This is a genomic window from Streptomyces sp. NPDC041135 (assembly GCF_055592085.1).
Genome location: NZ_JBVIYZ010000030.1, coordinates 46,345 through 65,201, shown reverse-complemented (window position 1 = coordinate 65,201; position 18,857 = coordinate 46,345). Strand labels below are relative to the sequence as shown.

Sequence of the window (18,857 nt, the reverse complement as noted above, 5' to 3'; positions counted from 1 at the left end):
CACCCGTTACGAGAAGACAGCCACCATCTACTTGGCCGGACTCCACATCGCGGGCATCTTCCTCTGGTCCGCCCGATGATCCAAACGAAACTGCCTAGGTCTCCCAATGCCGCGAAGACCGCGTAGTCGACGAGGTTGATGGGCGGCATATCAAAGGTGACGCGCCAGTAGGAAGGAGATCGTCTGGACAACCGGAACGGGGAGTCAGCGCTCATGCGATGCACCTTACGACGCCCTTGCGGTCGTACGCCGTAGCACGCCGAGACGGACGATCCGCCGGCGGGCCGTGCGGCCGGCCACGTCGGATGTGCGTACGGCGGGGCTCAGTGCCGCGTGACACGGTTCAGGTGTCCACCACGCTCTCGCGAGCCGGCGGACGCTGGAACGGTCAGCGCGGTGACCGCGCGAGGGGTGCCGTCGCGAGGAGAGCGGCGGCGGCGTTGCGGGCGGTCGTGGCGGCGGACGGGTCGCGGTCCATCCGTGCCGCCTGTTCCGCGCCGTCGTACAGCAGGTGCAACTGGCGGGCCAGTTCCTCCGGCTCGGCGAAGCCGGAAGCGGCTGACAACTCCGTGAACAGGCCGCGAACCCAGGTGCGGTAGTTCTCGGCGGCGCGACGCACCGTGCTGTCCGCCGGTGCCTCGGCGGTGGCCCGCACGAAGGCGCAGCCGTTGTACGCGGGGTCGGTGAACGCCTCGCCCTGTGCGTCGAAGACGCCGAGCAGTTGCTCACGGGGGGTGCGGAAGCGGGTCAGGGACCGCATGATCCGCTCGCGGCTGCGCTCGTGACGGAAGTCCAGGTAGGCGCAGACGAGGCCTTCCTTGCTGCCGAAGGTGTTGTACAGGGACGCCTTGGCCACCCCGGCGTGCTCGATGACACGGTCGATGCCGACGGTCTGCACTCCCTCGCCGTAGAACAGCTCGTTGGCCGCCTGGAGCAGTCGCTCCCGCGCCGGCGTCCGGGTCCCGGTCCTGCTGGTCGTCATCTCGTCACCTCACTCAGACAGATCTGTCCACTGTAGCGCCTCGGACGGGGTCACCGCTGTGCCATCCAGCGCCTCGGGCGAGGTCACCGCTGTGCCATCTCCGCCGTGGGCGCGGGTACGGGCTCGGCGGCCGGACCGGCCGGTCGCACCACGGCCACGCGCTCGGCTCGGCGGCCGCTCAGCAGCAAGCTGGTCAGTGCCACCAGCGCCAGCAGGACGACGGCACCGCCGTACTCCCGGGTGGTGGCCACCAGGCCTCCGCCGTGCACCACCAGGAACCCGCCGATCACCGCCGGCACACCCAGGCCCACGTAGCAGATGACGTACAGCAGGGACAGCACACCGGCCCGCTCGTGCGGTTCGACCAGCGGGACGACGAGCCTGATGCCGCCCTGGAAGCCGCCGCCGAAGCCGAAGCCCGAGATCGCCGCGCCCACGAAGAACCCGGTCACGGAGAGGGCGCCGCCACCTGAGGCCACGGACAGCAAGGTGATCAGCACGCCGACGACCAGTGCGCCGATGCCGGTCAGCATGACCGTGCGCGTGGCCGTCCGCCGCAGCAGTACGACGGCCAGCCCGGCGGAGGAGGCGAGGACGAACAGGGGCAGTCCGCCCCACACCACGGAGGAGGAGTGCACCAGAGTCCGCACGATGGCCGGGCCCAAGGCCGCGTACAGGCCCGTCAGTGCCCACACGGCGAACATCACGGGTGCGGCGATACCGACCGCCGCACGCGCGGCTCGCGGCAGCTTGAACTCGGGAGCCATGCTGGCCAGTGCGCCCGGTTTGCGGGAGACCGTCTCGCCCATCGCGAGCACCGCCAGCGCCTGGAGCACGAACACGCCCAGCAGCACCAGGTAGATCAGACGGGTGGGAGCGGGCAGGTACTGCACGACCAGCCCGGAGATCATGGCGCCGCCCGCCGTGCCCACCGTCGGAGCCAGGGAGTTCAGGAAGCCGCCCCTGCGCGCGTCGATGTCGAGCATCCCGGCGCCCAGTGCGCCGACCGCGGCGCCGGTGCTGATCCCCTGGAGGACGCGGGCGGCGAGCAGCGCGCCCACGCCGCCGGCCTCGACGAACGCCACCATCGCCAGTGCCTGCCCGAGCAGCGCGGCCACGAGCACGGGGCGACGGCCCACATGGTCGGAGATCTTCCCGAAGACCAGCAGGGAGAGGAGAACGGCCACCGCGTAGACGCCGAAGACGACCGTGACCGTGATGGGGGAGAAGCCCCAGTGCTGCTGGTAGATCGCGTAGAGCGGCGTCGGTGCGCTGGACGCCGCCAGCAGTGAGACCAGGATCGAGGCCAGCACGCCGATGGAGGCGACGGGGCCGAGCCGCCCGCGTCGCGGAGCCGCGTGTGCTCCGGACCGGCCTCGGGGCGTGCCCGGCGAGACGGACTGAGGTGGGGAAGGCAGGGAGCTCATGCGATCACTTCCAGGTCGGCGCGGGGACCTCCTCATAGTAGACAGATCTGTCTGGTAGTGGACCGGGCGGGACCGTGAGACATGTCGCAGCGGCTCTTTCCGCCCGCCGGGAATACCTCGGCCTCATCCGCGGGCGCCGGGAGCCGGCGCCGTCTCACTGCCCGTCCAGCAACTGCGCGAACGGCACCGGGTCGCTGTAGGGATCCGAGATGTCAGGGGACTCCCGCCGTCGCATCTCGTCGGCGAACTCACCCGCGGCCCGCGCGATCCTCGGCAGGAGCGTCCCCGGGGAATCGCCGCCGCCGCCCCACTCCTCAGTGGCGGCGAAGACGGAGGTGGGCACGGTCACGGCACGCAGATAGGCGAACATCGGCCGGAGCGCGTGTTCCAGGACCAGGGAGTGCCGACCCGTACCGCCGGTGGCGGCGATCAGGACCGGCTTGCCCACCAGCGCGGTGTCGTCGAGGCAGTCGAAGAACATCTTGAACAGGCCGCTGTACGAGGCGGTGAAAGCCGGGGTGACGGCGATCAGGCCGTCCGCCTTCGCGACCGTCTCGAACGCCTGGCGCAGCGCGTCCGACGGGAAGCCCGACGTCAGATAGCTGACCATGTCGTGCCCGTGGTCACGCACCTCCACGATGTCGATGTCGACCTGTGCCCCCTGTCCCTCCAGGTCCCGCCGGGTGGCCTCGGTGAGCCGGTCCGCCAGCATGCGGGTGGACGAAGGGTGCCGCAGGCCCGCAGAGACGACGGCGAGGGTGCGCTTCATCGCCGGCCACCCTCCGCGGCCGTACGCTTCTGGTTCGCGGCGACGAGCGAGGCGTGCGTGGGGGCGTCCGGGACGTGCGCCGGGCGGCCGTCGGCGAACTCCCCGCGCAGCACCGGCACGATCTCGCCCAGCATCTCGATCTGTTCGAGCACCGTCTTGCGCGGGACTCCGATCCCGTCCACGTTGAACAGCTGCCGCTGGTAGTCGCCCCCCGCGTGCTCGCGGTAGGCCAGCACCCGCTCGATCACCTCCTGCGGACTGCCCGCGATCACCGCGGTCTGCGCCATGGTCTCCTCCAGGGACCCGCTGTTGCCGTACAGGGAGTGGTCGAAGTACGGGCGGAACTCGCGTACCGCGTCCTGGGAGTTCGCCCGCACGAACACGTGGGCGGCCAGACCGACGATCGCCTGGTCGGCCCTGCCGTGACCGTAGTGCTCGAAGCGGCCCCGGTAGAGGTCCACCAGGCGGCGGACGTGTTCCTTGGGCCAGAAGAGGTTGTTGTGGAAGAAGCCGTCGCCGTAATAGGCGGCCTGCTCCGCGATCTCCGGGCTGCGGATGGAGGCGTGCCAGACGAACGGCGGGACGCCGTCCAGCGGGCGGGGGGTGGCGGTGAAGCCCTGGAGCGCCGTACGGAACTTCCCCTCCCAGTCGACGACGTCCTCGCGCCACAGCCGGCGCAGCAGGGCGTAGTTCTCCACCGCCAGCGGGATGCCGTTGCGGATGTCCTGCCCGAACCAGGGGTAGACCGGTCCGGTGTTGCCGCGGCCCATCATCAGGTCGACCCGGCCGTCGGCGAGGTGCTGGAGCATCGCGTAGTCCTCGGCGATCTTCACCGGGTCGTTGGTGGTGATCAGGGTCGTCGAGGTGGACAGCAGTATGCGTTCGGTGCGGGCCGCGACGTGGCCGAGAAGCGTGGTGGGCGAGGACGGCACGAAAGGGCGGTTGTGGTGCTCGCCCAGGGCGAAGACGTCCAGGCCCACGTCCTCGGCCAGCTTGGCGTACTCCACGAGGGCCTTGATCCGCGCGTGCTCCGTGGGCGTCTGTCCGGACACCGGGTCGCGCGCTATGTCCCCTACGCCGAAGATCCCGAATTGCATCTGTGCACTTCCTGTCTGTCATGTCGGTCGTTCGTTCGGTCGACGCACCGGAGCCGGAGGTCCCGGCCCCGCGGGTCCGGTCGGGGCGCGCCTCAGCTCTCCGGGCAGTGACGCATGGCCGTGCGACGGGCTGCCGCTGTCGGTCGCGGACGTGGCTTCCGTCGCGGCCGGCCGGCTCCTCAGCTCCGGACGAGCCGACCGGCCGGATCACTGCCGAAGACGCCGGGCGTCACGGCCGGCCGGGCGGGCGCGACCTGCGCGGGTGCGCGGTGACGGCCGTGGCCCCCGGCGTCGGTACCGGGCCTGCACAGGTCTTCGTCGGCCTGCCGGCCCCTGTGGCGGCCGGCGCCCGCGACGTCCGGGGCACCTCTCGTCCATGAGCGGTCGGACTGGATGTCGATCACGATGGGGGACACGTGTGGTTCCTTTCCCCGGTTGTTCGTCGGTCTGCGAGCGCGTCGGCGCGGGGTTCCGGGCCGGGCTGGACTCGGAGAACTGTACTTGCTGTGCGAAGCAAATATAACCACCCCCGGAGGCGGTCGCGCACTCGGGCGCCATGCTTCACGTCACATCGATCGAGGGCGCGGGGGCGGCCGGCGCCCCGCCGAAACGGCCGCTGATCGTCCGGTGGGTCGTGGTGGAAGGGTCATGGCTCGGGTGGGGCGCCGTGCTTCGGCGGCGCCGCGTCCGTCGCCTTCGCCGTGGGGGCGATGACTCCCGAGAGGCCGGCGGGCCACACCGGCGGCGCCGAGGGGGCGCGGCCGGACGCGTCGCCCCTTTCCGGGCGGGGTCATCGCCGAGGCGCCGACGCGACCCCATCTGCTTGACGAGTCAAGCATGGGAAGGCATGCTTGACGGGTCAAGCAAGTGCCGCTCGGTGGGTCATCCCGCCCGGAATGCGGGAGAGGAAGCGAACGTCATGCCCACCCATGCCTTCGAGGTCGGGCTCGACTCCTTCGGGGAAGTCGCCACGGACGGCGGCCGAACGCTCGACGATGCCGAGACCGTACGGCTGCTCGTGGAGGAGGCGGAACTCGCCGAAGCCTCGGGTATCAATGTCTTCAGCGTCGGGGAGCACTACCGGCCGGGCCACGTCGACAGCGCCACACCCGTTCTGCTCTCCGCCATGGCCATGGTCACCAGGCGCATTCGCCTGGGCACCTCCGTGACGGTGCTGAGCACCAATGATCCCGTGCGGCTGTACCACGAGTTCGCCACGCTCGACGCCGTGTCGAACGGCCGGGCACAGCTGGTGCTGGGGCGCGCCTCCGCCACGGAGTCGTTCCCTCTGTTCGGTTACGACATCGCCGACTACGAGCAGCTCTTCGACGAGAAGCTCGACCTTTTCCTGCGCCTCCAGAGGGAAGAGAAGGTGACGTGGAGCGGGGAGACCCGGACTTCGGTCGTCGATCAGCGTCTGCGTCCGCGGATGCGCCCCGGAGGAATACCGACCTGGATCGGTGTGGGCGGCAGCCCCGGCTCCGTCGTCCGTGCCGCCCGTCACGGCTTGCCCGTGATGCTGGCCGTGGTCGGCGGCCGCCCCCAGCGCTTCACCGGACACGTGGCCCTGTACCGGGAGGCCCTCCAGCGGGCGGGGCACGACCCGCTGCCGGTCGGTCAGCATTCCCTGGGGCTGGTCGCCGACACCGATGACGAGGCGACCGAGACCTGGTGGCGGTACTGGGAACCGGTCGTGACCCAGCTCGCGAAGGAGCGCGCTTTCTACCAGCCGAGCCGCAAGCGCTACGAGGCTGAGCTGGACCACGGCGCACTCTTCGTGGGATCCCCGGAAACGGTTGCTCGCAAGATCGCCAGAGTCGCCCGTGACCTGAGCCTGAGCCGCTTCGACCTCAAATATGACGTCATGCATCTGCCACGCCAGGCTCGCGCCCGCACCATCGAGCTGCTGGGTCGCGAAGTCGCGCCGCGTGTGCGGGAGATACTGAGCAAGGAATCCACACATGTCTGAACTCGTTCTCGGCCTGGACACGTTCGGCGACGTACCCGAAGACGATTCGGGTGCGCTCGTCTCCCATGCCCGGTCGATACGCCAGACCGTCACCGAGGCCGTCCTCGCGGACGAGATCGGCGTCGACGTGCTCGCACTCGGTGAGCACCACCGCCCGGAATACTCGGTGAGCACCCCGGAGACGGTGCTCGCCGGCATCGCCACCCGCACCAAGCGCATGCGCCTGTCCTCCGGCGTCACCGTGCTGAGCTCCGACGACCCGGTCCGGGTCTTCCAGAGGTTCGCGACTCTCGACGCCCTGAGCGACGGACGGGCCGAAGTCATCCTCGGGCGCGGCTCCTTCACGGAGTCGTTCCCCTTGTTCGGCTACGATCTCGCCGACTACGACGTCCTGTTCGAGGAAAAACTCGAACTCTTCGTGCAGTTGCTCAAGGAGGAGCCCGTCACCTGGCAGGGCACCGTGCGACCGCCGCTCGACCAGGCGGAGGTCTACCCTCCGACGGAGTCCGGCCATCTGACGACCTGGGTGGGTGTCGGCGGTTCTCCCCAGTCAGTGGTGCGTACCGCCCGTCACGGACTCCCCCTGATGATCGCTGTCATCGGCGGTTCCCCGACGCGCTTCGTGCCCTACGTCGAACTGTACGAGCGCGCGACGGCACAGTTCGGCACCACCGCCCATCCGGTCGCCATGCACTCACCCGGATTCGTCGCCGACACCGACGAGGAGGCCCGCGAGGCGCACTGGCCGGGTTACCGGGTGATCCGGGACCGCATCGGCGCCCTGCGAGGATGGCCGCCGATCCGCCGGGAGGAGTACGAGGCCGAGATCGCACACGGCTCTCTGTACATCGGTTCGCCCGAGACGGTCGCGCGCAAGATCGCTCGGGCCGTCGGCGAACTCGGTGTCGGCCGGTTCGACCTCATCTACACGGCGGGCTCGCAGGCGATCAGCGCTCGCCTTCGCTCGGTCGAGCTGTACGGCACGAAGGTGATCCCCATGGTCCGCGACATTCTCGCCGGCTGACACGTGGAAGGAGACGGAATGGACGTCGAGGACGTGCGCACGATCGGCATTCTGGGCGCCGGGAAGGTGGGAACCGTGCTGGCCCGGCTGGCGGTCGCCGCCGGCTATCGGGTGCTCGTCGCGGGGTCGGGCACACCGGACGGCATCGCGCTCACCGTCGAGGTCCTCGCCCCTGGTGCGGTCGCTGTCGCCGCGGCCGAGGCGGCGGACCAGGCGGACGTCGCCATCCTGGCACTTCCCCTGGGCAAGTACCGCACCGTCCCCGTGGACGCGCTGCGGGGCAAGCTCGTCATCGATGCGATGAACTACTGGTGGGAGGTCGACGGAGTCCGCGACGACCTCACCGACCCACGTACCTCGACCAGCGAGATCGTTCAGGCGTTCCTGCCCGAATCGAGGGTCGTCAAGGCGTTCAACCACATGGGCTACCACGACCTCGAGGACGGCGCGCTGCCCCGAGGCGCGGCCGGGCGCAAGGCGATCGCCATCGCCGGTGACGACCCGGGAGACCTGGCCGTGGTCGCCGTCCTGGTCGACGCCCTCGGCTTCGACCCGGTCGACGCCGGCTCGCTCGCGGAAGGCGTGCGGCTGGGACCGGGAACCGAGCCCTTCGGTGCCAACGTCAGCGCCGGCGAGCTGCGCGCGATGCTCGACCGGTTCCCGGCGGCGTCGGTCGGCGGACGCGTGATCGCTCAGGCTCGCTCCGCCGCACCCCCTCGGTCGTCGAAGTGAATCTAGGCCGGTGAACGTCGGCCGGCGCGCGCCATGACGGTTACGGCCGGCCCGTGCTGCCGGGGTGGGGAGCCTGCCGTCGGTCCCGTCGACGAGGCCGACGCGAACACCACGACACGCCCGCAAGGCGGTTCGACCGCTCCGGTGGCAGCGACTGGTCGCCGGGACTGAGCGGGAAGTCGCCTGTGTCGTCCGAGGCCGCGCGCCGTGCGGCCCGGGGCGGCGGTGCCGTCCCCCGGGGACCTCGGCCCGGTCGTGGCGGGGGACCGGAACGGGGCGGCCAACACGGTATCGCGGGTCATCACGGACAACCCTCCGCATCATGCGAAGGGGCACTGGGCGCTGAGTGCAGGCGTGACCGCTTCCACGACCCCGGCGTGCATGACGGGGCGGTGGCCCGCTCGACGCTCATCCGTGGTCACCCGACCGCGGTGACACGAGTGAACGTCCGCTTCGGCATCCGTTCGCCGAGTGGAACGACAAGGCGGTCGGCGTCGTCAGCTACGGCGCCATGGGCGGCGCCCGCGCCGTGGAGCACCCTCCTGCGCCTCGCCGACGGTGAACTCCAGTCGGCCGACGTACCCGCCAGGCGCGTCTCCCGCTCCTCCGGGACCGGATCTCGCGGACGTCCCGGAGTGGCCGGGTCCGCTGCCAGGTAACCTCTTCACCGGTCCCATCGACGAGCGGAAAACGGAGAGCGATGTCAGGCACCGCAGAGCAGCCGGGAACAGTCGAACCCCTGACCCCGGACGAAGAGGCCGTGGTGAGGGCGCTGAGCCGCGTCATCTACGCTCTGCCTCGCGCCATGGACGCCGACATGATCCGGGAGCAGCGTCTGTCTCTGGTCGAGTACCTGGCTCTGGCGCGCCTCTCCGAGGCTCCTGAGCGCAAACTGCGCATGAGCGATCTCGCCGCCGCGGTCGAGATGTCCCTCAGCGGCATGACGCGGCTGGTAACCCGACTCGAAGGTCAGGGACTCGTCCAGCGCGTCAGGTCCGACCGCGACGCTCGTGGTGCCGACGCCATCCTCACCGATGAGGGCTTCGCCCGTCTGGAACAGGCCTGGCCGGCCAACCTGGCCGCCGTACGCCGTCACTTTCTGGACCATCTCGAAGGCCTGGACCTCAAGAAGCTCGCCGTGGCGCTGCGGAACGTCGCCACCTGACGAGCCGTGACCTTGGACGCGCGGAGTGACTCCATTGACGGAGGCCTCGGGCCGCCCTGCCGGCGTTGACGCTCCGGCGACCACCGAGAGGGCAGGTCAGGGGGCTGCTATGCGCTCCAGCACCTCAGCGGCCGCGGCGACGTCGCAGCCCTCCAGACGCGAGAAGATGTGCCGGCGCACACTGGCCAGGTTCGTGGTCCACGCCTGGTTCAGCATCTTCCACCCCGGGTTGGTGAGGACGGCGAGCCACGCCCTGCCGTCCTCAGGACACTTCTGGCGCACGACCAGTGACTGCCTTTCCAGACGGTTCACGACCCTGGTCATGCCGCTCAGCGAGAGACCGCACATGGTGGCCAACTCGCTCATCCGCATCTGATGGTGCGGGACCTCGGAAAGGTGCACCAGGACCGTGTACTCGACACTGGAGATCGGGTGTTCCGCGAGCATGTCCGCATCGACGGCCCGGGGCAAGAACGCAATGACTCTGCCGAGAGCCCGCAGGAAGGCCTCTTCGTCGGAGTTGAGCGGATCGATCGACGTCGCGTCTGCCATGGGCTCAGTGTAGGTGTTGGGATCGGCCCTGCTTGACCGTCCTCGTCGCGCGTAAGCGCTGTGAGGACCGACCGGTGTACGAACACACGGAAGCCATTCCTGCGCCTTCACGAAGGCGGCCCGGCCGCCCCGACGGCCACCCTCGATCGCACTGAGTGCCGTACGCGACGTCACCGGCTTGACTGGTGACGCATGTGGTGTCACGATCATTGCCGTAAGCGCCGTCGCATGAGGACCGGTGGTCCTGGTGGCGGCGATTCCGGCAATGACGCACACGCGCCATGAGTATGGACACGTGTCGCACATGGGCCTGGGCGCGGCATCAGTGATCATCCGGGCGCCCCGCCTGGCTCACTGAGCAGAGTTCGGGGCGAACCGGCGTTGCAGTTCGCTCGCCAGGTGTTCCGCCACGCTGGGCATCGGTGAACGGGTGCCGCCGGAGCGGCGAGCTCGAAGCGGGCGACCGCCAGGGGCGGGCACCGAGCTGGACGCGTCGGTCCCGGGAACCACCGGCCCTTCGCCCTGTCATCGCCACGTGACACGAGCCATGCCCCACAACGACTGGAGGAGTTCCCTATGAGCACGATCGAAGGCGCCGGGCGGCACAACACCGGCCGGCGCCGGTTCCTCGGCCTCGCCGCCGGTGCCGTCGCCGCCACCCAGATCGGCCTGCCCGGCCAGGCGCAGGCGGCGGCGGGCGCAACGGCATCCGACGGTGCCGCGTCCGGTCCGGTGGAGCGGATTCCCGGGGTCCGCCCGTTCCGCGTCAAGATTCCGCAGCGGGACGTCAACGAACTCCGGCGCCGGGTGAAGGAGACGCGCTGGCCCGACCGGGAGACGGTCGGCGACCGGTCTCAGGGCGCCCAACTGGGCCGGCTTCGTCCTCTCGTCGAGTACTGGGGCAGCGGCTACGACTGGCGCAAGGTCGAGGGCAGGCTGAACGCGCTGCCGCAGTTCATCACTGCGATCGACGGACTGGACATCCAGTTCGCACACATCCGCTCGCCCCATGCCGACGCCCTGCCGCTGCTCATGACGCACGGTTGGCCGGGTTCGATCATCGAACTCCTCAAGGTCGTCGGACCGCTCACCAATCCGACCGCACACGGGGGGCGCGCCGAGGACGCCTTCCATCTGGTGCTTCCGACACTGCCCGGCTACGGCTTCTCGGGCAAGCCGACGTCGACCGGATGGAACCCGGCTCGGGTGGCGACCACGTTTCACGCACTCATGCAACGCCTCGGCTACCGGCGGTACGTGTCGCAGGGAGGCGACTGGGGTGCCATCATCTCGGAGTTGCTGGCGGTGCAGCGTCCCGAGGGACTCCTGGGCATCCACGTCAACATGCCCGGAACGGTGCCGCAGGACGTCCTGCGGCACCTCCGCAACTTCGACCCGGCGCCCCGGGGCCTGTCGGATCGCGAGAAGATCGCCTACGACCGGCTGCTGCACTTCTACCGCGACGGCTTCGGGTACGCGGCGATGATGAACCAGAGTCCGCAGACGATCGGCTACGCACTGGCCGACTCCCCGGTCGCGATGGCGGCGTACTACTACGACAAGTTCGCGGAGTGGACCGACTCCGGTGGCAAGCCGGAGAAGGTCCTGACCTATGACGAGATGCTCGACGCCATCTCGCTCTACTGGTTCACCAACACCGGTGCGGCGTCGTCGCGGTTGTACTGGGAAGGCGCGCAGGCCGGTGGCGGGCCGTTCGACGCCTTCGACATCCCCACTCTCCCGGTCGCGGTCACGGTGTTCCCGGGCGAGATCTACCGCGCTCCCCGGAGCTGGGGTGAACGGGCCTTCGGGAACCTCGTGCACTGGAACGAGGTCGACAAGGGCGGTCACTTCGCCGCCTGGGAACAGCCGGAACTGCTGTCCCGGGAGATCCGGACGGCGTTCCGATCACTGCGCTAGCGGCTCGCCCGACGCGCTGGGCACGACGCCTGCCGTGGGCCGACCGATGGTGCGGCGAGCTGAACGCGCACCAGGCGGCTCGGCCTTCGGCGCTCACGTGTGCCGTGCTCGGGAGACCGGTTCGGCGGGTGGCGGTATCCGGGAGCTGGACCGTCACCCGCGGCCTCCCCGGCTGCGAGGTGGAGTGGGGTGCGTCAGGCCGCGATTGTCGATCTCGGGGCCAATGAGGTGGCGGGCCGCCTCTTTGACACCGGTGATGCGACCGCCTAATTTGTAGACGACCGGTCGAGAATTTAACAGGTCGGGACAGTGCCGGTAACAGGCACGCTAGCGGCGGGCGTGCGTACCGTTGCACTGGCGTCTCTTCACTCCCGCCGATCCAGTCGATCCGCCCGGTCGGCAACGACCAAGCCGTGGTGACTATTGGAGTTCCCGTGCACGCATCCCCAGCACCCGCGTCCCCGACCACCGTCGACTTCTGGTTCGATCCCGTGTGCCCCTGGACCTGGCTGACCTCCCGCTGGATGTGCGAAGTCGCCAGATACCGGCCCGTCGAGGTGTCCTGGCATGTCATGAGTCTGTCCGTCCTGAACGAGAACCGCCTGGACGAGCTGCCCGAACGCATCCGCACGCTGATGGGGGAGGCGTGGGCGCCTGTGCGCGTACTGACCGCCGCACGCCTCACCCATGGGCCCGAGGTGCTCCAACCCCTCTACACCGCTCTCGGAACCCGCTACCACCTGGAGCAGCAGCCCAGGAACCGGGCGACTCTGGAAGCCGCCCTCAGGGAGACCGGGCTCCCGGCGGATCTGGCCGAGGCCGGCGAGACGGACCGTTATGACGAAGAGCTGCGGGCGTCCCACCGCAGGGGCATCACGCTGGTCGGCCAGGACGTCGGCAGCCCGATCATCGCTGTTCCCGGTCCGGAGGCGGGCGGCGATCCCACCGCCTTCTTCGGTCCTGTCGTCAATCCCACTCCGAAGGGGGAGGACGCCGCCCGGCTGTGGGACGGCGTCCTCACCGTGGCCTCGATGCCGGGCTTCTACGAGATCAAGCGCACGCGCACCAGCGGTCCCGATTTCAGCTGACCCGCGTGCGCGGACCTGAGGGACGGGGCGAGCTTTCCCTTCCGGACGTCGGAGGTTTCCGCACGCAGGAGCCCGGCCGCACGCCGGGGGGCCTGCGCCGACCGGACGCGCGACTCGGCGAACCACTCGTAGGACCCGTCGCGTTGGTGGAGGCAGTCATTACTTTACTTGCTTGACGCATCAAGTAACGCATATGCTTGCCTCGTCAACTACTGAGGGGCAATCGTGGACACTGATGCGAGGACGACGCCGGGCGCCGCAGCCCGGGCGCCAGTTCACCTGATCGGGACCAGGCATGGCACTGCCGCACGTCAGGCGCGGCTGCCCGGAGTCCTTCGGCACCTGGCCACAGGGGCGGCGGCGGTCGCGATGCTGGATGCCGCCGTCCTCGGTGTCTCCAGGCGTGGCGAGCCGTACCCCGACCTCGCGGAGATCTACTCGGCGCAGGGGACGACCTCCCTCTTCGTGCTCGCTCCCTGGCCGCTGACCGCCCTTGTACTGCTGTGGCTGGCGCACCGGCAGCCGGTGCTGTACGCCCGTACCGCGCTCGCGTTGCTGCTCACCAGCGCGGCAGGGCTCGGCTACACCTGTTGGGCGCACCTCGAAGACCTTCCGGCACACGAGGGAAGCCTCTTCCGGGAGTACGTGGCGGTGCCGGGCGCGGTCACCGGCTGGTACCTGCTGACGGCCCTCGCCGTGGCGGGCGCGGTCGCGTCGTCCCGCGTACGTGCCCTCCTCATGACGGCAGGTCCGGGCGCCGTCGTCACTTCCGTCCTGACGTCCGCCCACCCCGTGACCGCTGCCTCGTTCGCGGCAGGAGTACCCCTGCTGGCGCTGTTGGTCGTGGGCCGCCTTCCGGGGCAGCGAGCGCGGCGCCGGCCCGCCGACGCCTGGGATCCTCAGGGAGAAGTGGTCTCCCTCCGGACCCGCACCCCGGCCGGAGTCCCCGCACGGCGGCCCGCGCCGTCACAACAGGCGGGCTGATGGCCATGAACCTCGACGCCGTGATCGAGGCGGCCGGATGGTGGTCGTATGCCCTGGTCTTCGCCCTGACGGCAGCCGAGACCAGTGCCTTCCTCGGAGTGCTGGTACCGGGGGAGACAGCCGTCCTGCTGGCGGCGGCCGCGGCGGGCCGGGGCGACCTGGACGCTCCGGTGCTCGCGACCGTCGTGGTCGCGGGCGCCATCACCGGGGACAACCTCGGCTACGCCCTGGGCCGCCGGTGCGCACGACGGCCCGGCCGCCGCCGGACGCCGAAGGTGCCGGGGCGACACCGTGACGGACGGGCAACGGCCTTCCTGGCCCACCACGGAGGGGCGGCCCTGTTCACGGGGAAGTTCATCGGATTCGCCCGGACGTTCCTGCCCTACGCCGCCGGCTCTTCGGGCATGCCGTACAAGCGCTTCGTCTTCCACAGCACTGCCGCGTCGGTGGTCTGGGGCATCGCCACGGTCCTGCTCGGCCGCTTCGCCGGCGCCGCCGCCATCGGGCTGCTGCACACGGCCGGCCTGGTCGGCGTGACGGCCCTGGCCGCCGCGATCGTGCCGGCCCTCGTCGTCCTGCGGATCCGCGCCCGCCGCCGAACGCGAACCGCCAAGTCCACCGTCGTGGCATCGGGCGGGCCGCGGCATCGCTCACCGCGGGAGCCCGCGGTCAACCTCCCGCACGAGCGGGAAAGGTAGCCATGCTCCGGGGCCCGCCGAACGCGCCGCGAACGCCCTCGCCGCAGACGAGGCTGCGCGATGCCGGCGGTCTCCGGCCCGGCGGGCGAGGGCCGGGAGACGCTGGTCGTGCGGTGCTCTCCCGCTGCGAGGACGCCGGGAGACATACCGGCCACTACGACAGTCCGGCGATGCGACGCGTGCCGGACGGGCGGCCGGGACGCCCCTACCCATCGGACGATCGCGCCCGTGCGGTGCTGAGCGGAGGGGTCTGACCGGCGGACCGGGCCACGAGCCCGCACGTCTGCGAGCGCACGTGGGACACGGGCGGGACGCACCACCGGTCACCGGCACATCCTGCAACTCCCGGACGGGGGCGCGGCAGAGGCCGCTCCCGGTGCCGGGCCGAGGAGGGGTCCGGCACCCGCAAGCGCCCGACGGGTCCGGGGCGGGGATCTCCGCCCGCCTACCCCTCCGTGTGGCCCAGGAGCCTGCGCATCATCGGCACCATCAGGTGCTTGCTCTTGAGTCTGGACGTCGCCCTGTTGCCGAGGACGAGGACGTCCCGGCCGAGCGCCGGCAGCAAGGTGGTGCCGCCCTCGGGCCCGAAGGGCACGGAGAAGGCCCGCACCGGCGCCGGCTTGTACGGGCGGGGCATGCGCCCTTGTGCGCCCTGCTCGAGGTACGCGCGGATGTTGTGGGCCGTGGCCTCGCCCTGCGCGACGGCTGACGGGCTGAGCTTCGCCTCCGACACGTCGTTGACATCGCCGATCGCGAAGATGTCCCGCCGGCCACGCACTCTGAGGTGGTCGTCCACCATGACGCGGCCGCTCCCGTCCAGCCAGGACCCAAGTCCCGCGAGCCGCAGCCAGAGGGTGTTGGGAGTGGTACCCGTGGTCCAGAACACGACGTCGGCGTCGAGGGAACCACCCGCCTGGTCCCGCAGCCGGGTACCGACACCGCCCCCGGACGAGACGAAGGTGTCCAGCAGGACACGCACATCGTTTCCCTCCAGCCAGGTCAGCGCTCGACGGCCCATCCGGCCAGTGCCGTTGTGGGAGAGCAGGTTCCGACCGGAGTGGGCGAGGGTCACCGCGGCGCGAGGGTTCGCCCGGCGCAGTTCCGCCGCGAGTTCCACGCCGGAGGGACCGCCCCCGATCACGAGCATGCTGCGAGCAGTCGCGGTCCGGCGCTGGTGGTGCCGGAAGGCCGCTGCCGCCTCGTCCACCGTGTTCCCGGTGAAGCGCGCCGGCTCCTGGTAGTCGGCGCCGGTCGCGAGCACCAGTACGTCGTACGGCACGCGGTGCCCGGTGACGAGAACGATCTGGCGCCTGTCGGGCTCTATGCGCACGGCCTTGTTCATCACGACACGGCCATGGGTCAGGAGCGAGTCGTAGGGAATGAAAGGGGCGTGCGTCCATCTCTCGTCGGCGCTCGCCCGCAGTGACGCGACCCGGTGGAAGAACGCCTCCTTGAGGTCGATCAGCGTGACATCGGCCTCCTTGTCCAGCTCCCGTGCGAGGCGTACACCGGCGTACCCTCCGCCGACGATGACGACTTGTCGCGTGTTCGAGGCCATGATCAGCCCACAACTTTCCGTTCGTGCTCGAGTGTTCCGGGTGGATCGGTGATGCGGCGCGACCACGAGGGGGCACCGTTCGTTGAACCCCCGGGGAGACCCCTTCGGTTCACGGTAGGACGGTGCTGCTACCGAACCTCCACGTGCGGGCACCGTCGTGAAGACGGCGTGTGCGTGTGCACGGCGGTCCGCGGCGACGGAGTCCTCTCCGGCGCACCGGGTGCCGCTGTCCACGGCGGCATGACTGTCGCCCGACGCTCGAGGTGAGCGGCGGGCGGGCCTCGTCACGGGCGGTACCGCGAACGATCGCGGATCTCGGCCCGACCACCGCCGCGGGACTCCTCAGTGAGTACGGCAGCGGTGGTCGGATCTCACAGGGAGGCTGCCAGGGTGCAGGCCGTGGCCACCGAGAGCAGGCAGAACACCACGGGCGCCATGGCGGCGTTGCGGGACGAACTGTCCGCGTAGTCGCCCCACTTCACGTGATACGTGATCGCGCCGAGGAGCAGGATGACCATGCCGGTGGCGGCGGCGATGCCGAGGGGCTGCCACCAGATTCCCGCCACCAGGGCCACCGCGGCGGCCACCTCCGAGAGACCGATGAAGCGGACCAGGCCGGAGCTGAGTCCCTTCGCCACGAGGCCTTCGGGCACGTCGCCCTTGAGCTGTGCCTTCGGCGCGCCTGCGGCGAGGGAGAAGAGAGCGAGGAGAGCACTGAGGATGACAGCAGCGATGTACACGATCGTCCTTGTTCGGAGACTGGAGAGGTGAGGGGGCGGTGCGGCGCGCTCCGCATCGGGGTGTGACGTACGTGAGCCGTCCGGCACGTGGCCCTGGTGGGGTTGCCGTCCGTGCTCCGGCGAGGGTGCGTGGCGCGCCGTGGTGGCGGACGGCGCCTGAGCGGCGTGGGTGCGGCCACGCGTGACCGGCGCACGTCAGGACGGGAGAAACCGGGTGCGCCGTCCTGCCGCGCCGGCCACCGCCGTCCGTTGAGGGATCCAGATGGTGCGCGTTGTCCGCTCGGCCGCGGTGGGGGAGGAGGGGGCCGACCGGTTGGACTCGGCCGATCCGCGCACGCCGTCGGTGAGCCTGAGGCGCGCCGTGCGGCGGGGGACTGACCTGACGGGTGCGGGGACCGCCAGGCCTCGCCCCGTTTGTCCGTGCGCGATGCCGTGAGACAGGGGCCGCTCCGGACATGACATCAGGCACGAAGAACAACGGGTGCCCGACGACGGCCAAGGCGTCCCGGACCGCCGTGAGGCGGGGGGCGCTCGCCCTCGAGCGCCCCCCGCGTTCCCTCTCGCCCTGCCTCCCGTCCTGTCTGGGCCACCGTCCGCGGCAGACGCGGGCTACCGGTGGGCCCGGGGGAGCGGGCTACCGGTGGGCCCGAGGGAGTGCGGGGCGAGCGGATACTGATCGCGCCGGAGTGCCACCGCCGGCCGCGGGGCCGATGGCGCCGGCTCGCGTGCGGCGGTCGCCGGAGTGGCGGCTACTCCTGATTGAGGCGGTCCGTTACGCGGCGCGGAGCGGGGCGAGGGCGCGGCTCCAGGCCAGGACCTGGTCGAGGGTGGTGTTCAGCGCGTCGACCTGAAAGTCACCGGGCTTGAGAACGCTGAAGTTCTCGAAGTCGTGGAAGAGCGAGAGACCGACCTGGGCGCGTACGTCGGCCATCTGGAGTTCACCGGCGACGAGGCGCAGGTGCTCCACGGCGCGGGCGCCGCCCATGGCGCCGTAGCTGACGAAGCCGACCGCCTTGTTGTTCCACTCGGCGAACAGGTAGTCGATCGCGTTCTTCAGCACGCCGGACGTCGAGTGGTTGTACTCGGGCGTCACCATGATGAAGCCGTCGAAGGAGGCGATCTTCCGCGCCCACTCCTGGGTGTGAGGCTGGGCGTACTGGCCCATCGAGGGCGGCAGCGCCTCGTCGAGGTGCGGAAGCTTGTAGTCGAGGAGATCGACCAGCTCGAACTCGGCGTCCGAGCGCTTCGAGGCGACATCCAGCACCCAGCGGGCCACGGCCTCGCCGTTACGGCCGGGACGGGTGCTGCCCAGGATGATACCGATCTTGGTCATACCAGAACCTTTCGCAAGGGCAGCCCGTAGCCGCCCCGAGTTAATTGCTTCTACAAGTAACTTACCATAGAAGTTGTCGAGTCAAGCAACTTGGATGCGCAAGCATGTCGAGGGCGAGGATGGCCCAGGAGGCGCTCAGTGGTGTGCCGTGCCGTGAGCTGAGTGCGTGTGACCGGTCCGAGCGCCGGTGTTCTCACCCACGGCCCGACGGACCGGGTACCGGCGCGCGCCGGAGGGACGTGCGACCCGGTACGCGGCCCACCGGGCGCCCGCGGAGTGATGACTCAGGTCATACCAGCCTGTGCCAGGTGAGTTCGGCCGTACGGTCCGCCCCCCAGAGCCGGGTGGGGTTGGTGACACCGAGGCGCAGGAACGAGCCCGCGAACTCGACCGTGCGTACCTGGGTCAGGCCGATCCAGTTCGGGAAGAGGCTGGTGGTGACGTGGTGCTCCACGGTGCGGGGACCGACCACCGCGAACGGTCCGCCGTAGGCCACGTACCCGGCGGCCGCCCGGGCCAGGTCGTCGGTCGCCGCCTCTTCCAGCCGCGGGGTGGTCAGCGGGCGCCGGTCGCCACGTCCCAGCTGGGCGGACATGTATCCCTCGGGGGTGTAGACGATCAGTCCGTACGGGGTGGGTCCGAGGGGGTGGATGATCTCTCCGTCGGGGCTACTGGCGGTGTACGAGACGAGTTGCCACGCGCCGAGCAACCGTCTGCGGACCTCGTCACGTACGCCGGCTTCGTCGCCCTCCGCGGCCGGTTCGTTGGCGGGCACAGGAGTGCTCCCTTCTGTCGAGGACGATCGGTCCCGCCCGGCGG

The 18,857-nt window shown here is 70.3% G+C and carries 18 protein-coding genes; 8 read left to right on the top strand and 10 right to left on the bottom strand.

What is annotated here, in order from left to right:
- Positions 1-388: 388 nt before the first annotated feature.
- The 5 genes from ACZ6CZ_RS34070 to ACZ6CZ_RS34050 all read right to left on the bottom strand — a co-directional run bounded on the left by ACZ6CZ_RS34070 (position 389) and on the right by ACZ6CZ_RS34050 (position 4,691).
- Positions 389-982: a TetR/AcrR family transcriptional regulator gene (locus ACZ6CZ_RS34070; RefSeq protein WP_469029181.1), complete on the bottom strand. Its 594-nt coding sequence runs from the start codon at positions 980-982 to the stop codon at positions 389-391.
- An 83-nt stretch (positions 983-1,065) separates the two neighbouring features.
- Positions 1,066-2,295, bottom strand: a complete 1,230-nt coding sequence (locus ACZ6CZ_RS34065) for an MFS transporter (protein ID WP_469029178.1) — start codon at positions 2,293-2,295, stop codon at positions 1,066-1,068.
- A gap of 268 nt (positions 2,296-2,563) precedes the next feature.
- A complete protein-coding gene (locus ACZ6CZ_RS34060) occupies positions 2,564-3,178 on the bottom strand; it encodes an FMN reductase (protein ID WP_469029175.1) in 615 nt (204 codons plus the stop codon).
- The gene (locus tag ACZ6CZ_RS34055; protein ID WP_469029171.1) at positions 3,175-4,275 is read right to left on the bottom strand and encodes a CE1758 family FMN-dependent luciferase-like monooxygenase; all 1,101 of its coding nucleotides are present in this window, start codon (positions 4,273-4,275) and stop codon (positions 3,175-3,177) included. The genes ACZ6CZ_RS34060 and ACZ6CZ_RS34055 overlap by 4 nt, the downstream gene beginning before the upstream one ends.
- A gap of 179 nt (positions 4,276-4,454) precedes the next feature.
- On the bottom strand, positions 4,455-4,691 hold the full coding sequence (locus ACZ6CZ_RS34050) for a hypothetical protein (protein WP_469029169.1): 237 nt from the start codon (positions 4,689-4,691) through the stop codon (positions 4,455-4,457).
- A 503-nt stretch (positions 4,692-5,194) separates the two neighbouring features.
- On the opposite strand from ACZ6CZ_RS34050, the gene ACZ6CZ_RS34045 reads away from it, so the two are divergent.
- The 4 genes from ACZ6CZ_RS34045 to ACZ6CZ_RS34030 all read left to right on the top strand — a co-directional run bounded on the left by ACZ6CZ_RS34045 (position 5,195) and on the right by ACZ6CZ_RS34030 (position 9,165).
- Positions 5,195-6,244, top strand: coding sequence for an LLM class flavin-dependent oxidoreductase (locus tag ACZ6CZ_RS34045; RefSeq protein WP_469029166.1), 1,050 nt, complete (start codon positions 5,195-5,197; stop codon positions 6,242-6,244).
- Positions 6,237-7,268 carry an LLM class flavin-dependent oxidoreductase gene (locus ACZ6CZ_RS34040; protein WP_469029163.1) on the top strand — a complete coding sequence of 344 codons (1,032 nt, stop codon included), beginning with the start codon at positions 6,237-6,239 and terminating at the stop codon, positions 7,266-7,268. The genes ACZ6CZ_RS34045 and ACZ6CZ_RS34040 overlap by 8 nt, the downstream gene beginning before the upstream one ends.
- Positions 7,269-7,286: 18 nt before the next feature.
- Positions 7,287-8,000 carry an NADPH-dependent F420 reductase gene (locus ACZ6CZ_RS34035; protein WP_469029160.1) on the top strand — a complete coding sequence of 238 codons (714 nt, stop codon included), beginning with the start codon at positions 7,287-7,289 and terminating at the stop codon, positions 7,998-8,000.
- 700 nt (positions 8,001-8,700) lie between these two features.
- Positions 8,701-9,165: a MarR family winged helix-turn-helix transcriptional regulator gene (locus ACZ6CZ_RS34030; protein ID WP_469029157.1), complete on the top strand. Its 465-nt coding sequence runs from the start codon at positions 8,701-8,703 to the stop codon at positions 9,163-9,165.
- A 96-nt stretch (positions 9,166-9,261) separates the two neighbouring features.
- On the opposite strand, the gene ACZ6CZ_RS34025 is transcribed toward ACZ6CZ_RS34030, so the two are convergent.
- Positions 9,262-9,717, bottom strand: a complete 456-nt coding sequence (locus ACZ6CZ_RS34025; protein WP_469029155.1) for a MarR family winged helix-turn-helix transcriptional regulator — start codon at positions 9,715-9,717, stop codon at positions 9,262-9,264.
- Between the two features lie 576 nt (positions 9,718-10,293).
- Here ACZ6CZ_RS34025 and ACZ6CZ_RS34020 point away from each other — a divergent pair.
- The 4 genes from ACZ6CZ_RS34020 (at position 10,294) to ACZ6CZ_RS34005 (ending at position 14,407) form a co-directional block, all read left to right on the top strand.
- The gene (locus ACZ6CZ_RS34020) at positions 10,294-11,637 is read left to right on the top strand and encodes an epoxide hydrolase family protein (protein ID WP_469029152.1); all 1,344 of its coding nucleotides are present in this window, start codon (positions 10,294-10,296) and stop codon (positions 11,635-11,637) included.
- A gap of 434 nt (positions 11,638-12,071) precedes the next feature.
- Positions 12,072-12,725: a mycothiol-dependent nitroreductase Rv2466c family protein gene (locus ACZ6CZ_RS34015; protein ID WP_469029148.1), complete on the top strand. Its 654-nt coding sequence runs from the start codon at positions 12,072-12,074 to the stop codon at positions 12,723-12,725.
- Positions 12,726-13,094: 369 nt separating this feature from the next.
- Entirely contained in the window at positions 13,095-13,709 is a 615-nt protein-coding gene (locus ACZ6CZ_RS34010) for a hypothetical protein (protein WP_469029144.1), read from the top strand.
- Positions 13,709-14,407, top strand: coding sequence for a DedA family protein (locus tag ACZ6CZ_RS34005; RefSeq protein ID WP_469029142.1), 699 nt, complete (start codon positions 13,709-13,711; stop codon positions 14,405-14,407). The genes ACZ6CZ_RS34010 and ACZ6CZ_RS34005 overlap by 1 nt, the downstream gene beginning before the upstream one ends.
- Before the next feature lie 445 nt (positions 14,408-14,852).
- Here ACZ6CZ_RS34005 and ACZ6CZ_RS34000 read toward each other — a convergent pair whose 3' ends face one another.
- The 4 genes from ACZ6CZ_RS34000 to ACZ6CZ_RS33985 all read right to left on the bottom strand — a co-directional run bounded on the left by ACZ6CZ_RS34000 (position 14,853) and on the right by ACZ6CZ_RS33985 (position 18,813).
- Entirely contained in the window at positions 14,853-15,965 is a 1,113-nt protein-coding gene (locus ACZ6CZ_RS34000; protein ID WP_469029137.1) for an NAD(P)/FAD-dependent oxidoreductase, read from the bottom strand.
- Positions 15,966-16,336: 371 nt separating this feature from the next.
- Complete coding sequence (locus ACZ6CZ_RS33995) at positions 16,337-16,705, bottom strand: DoxX family protein (protein ID WP_469029135.1); 369 nt, start codon at positions 16,703-16,705, stop codon at positions 16,337-16,339.
- Positions 16,706-17,477: 772 nt separating this feature from the next.
- Positions 17,478-18,038, bottom strand: coding sequence for an NADPH-dependent FMN reductase (locus ACZ6CZ_RS33990; RefSeq protein WP_469029132.1), 561 nt, complete (start codon positions 18,036-18,038; stop codon positions 17,478-17,480).
- Between the two features lie 289 nt (positions 18,039-18,327).
- Positions 18,328-18,813, bottom strand: a complete 486-nt coding sequence (locus ACZ6CZ_RS33985) for a lipocalin-like domain-containing protein (RefSeq protein WP_469029130.1) — start codon at positions 18,811-18,813, stop codon at positions 18,328-18,330.
- Positions 18,814-18,857: the final 44 nt, after the last annotated feature.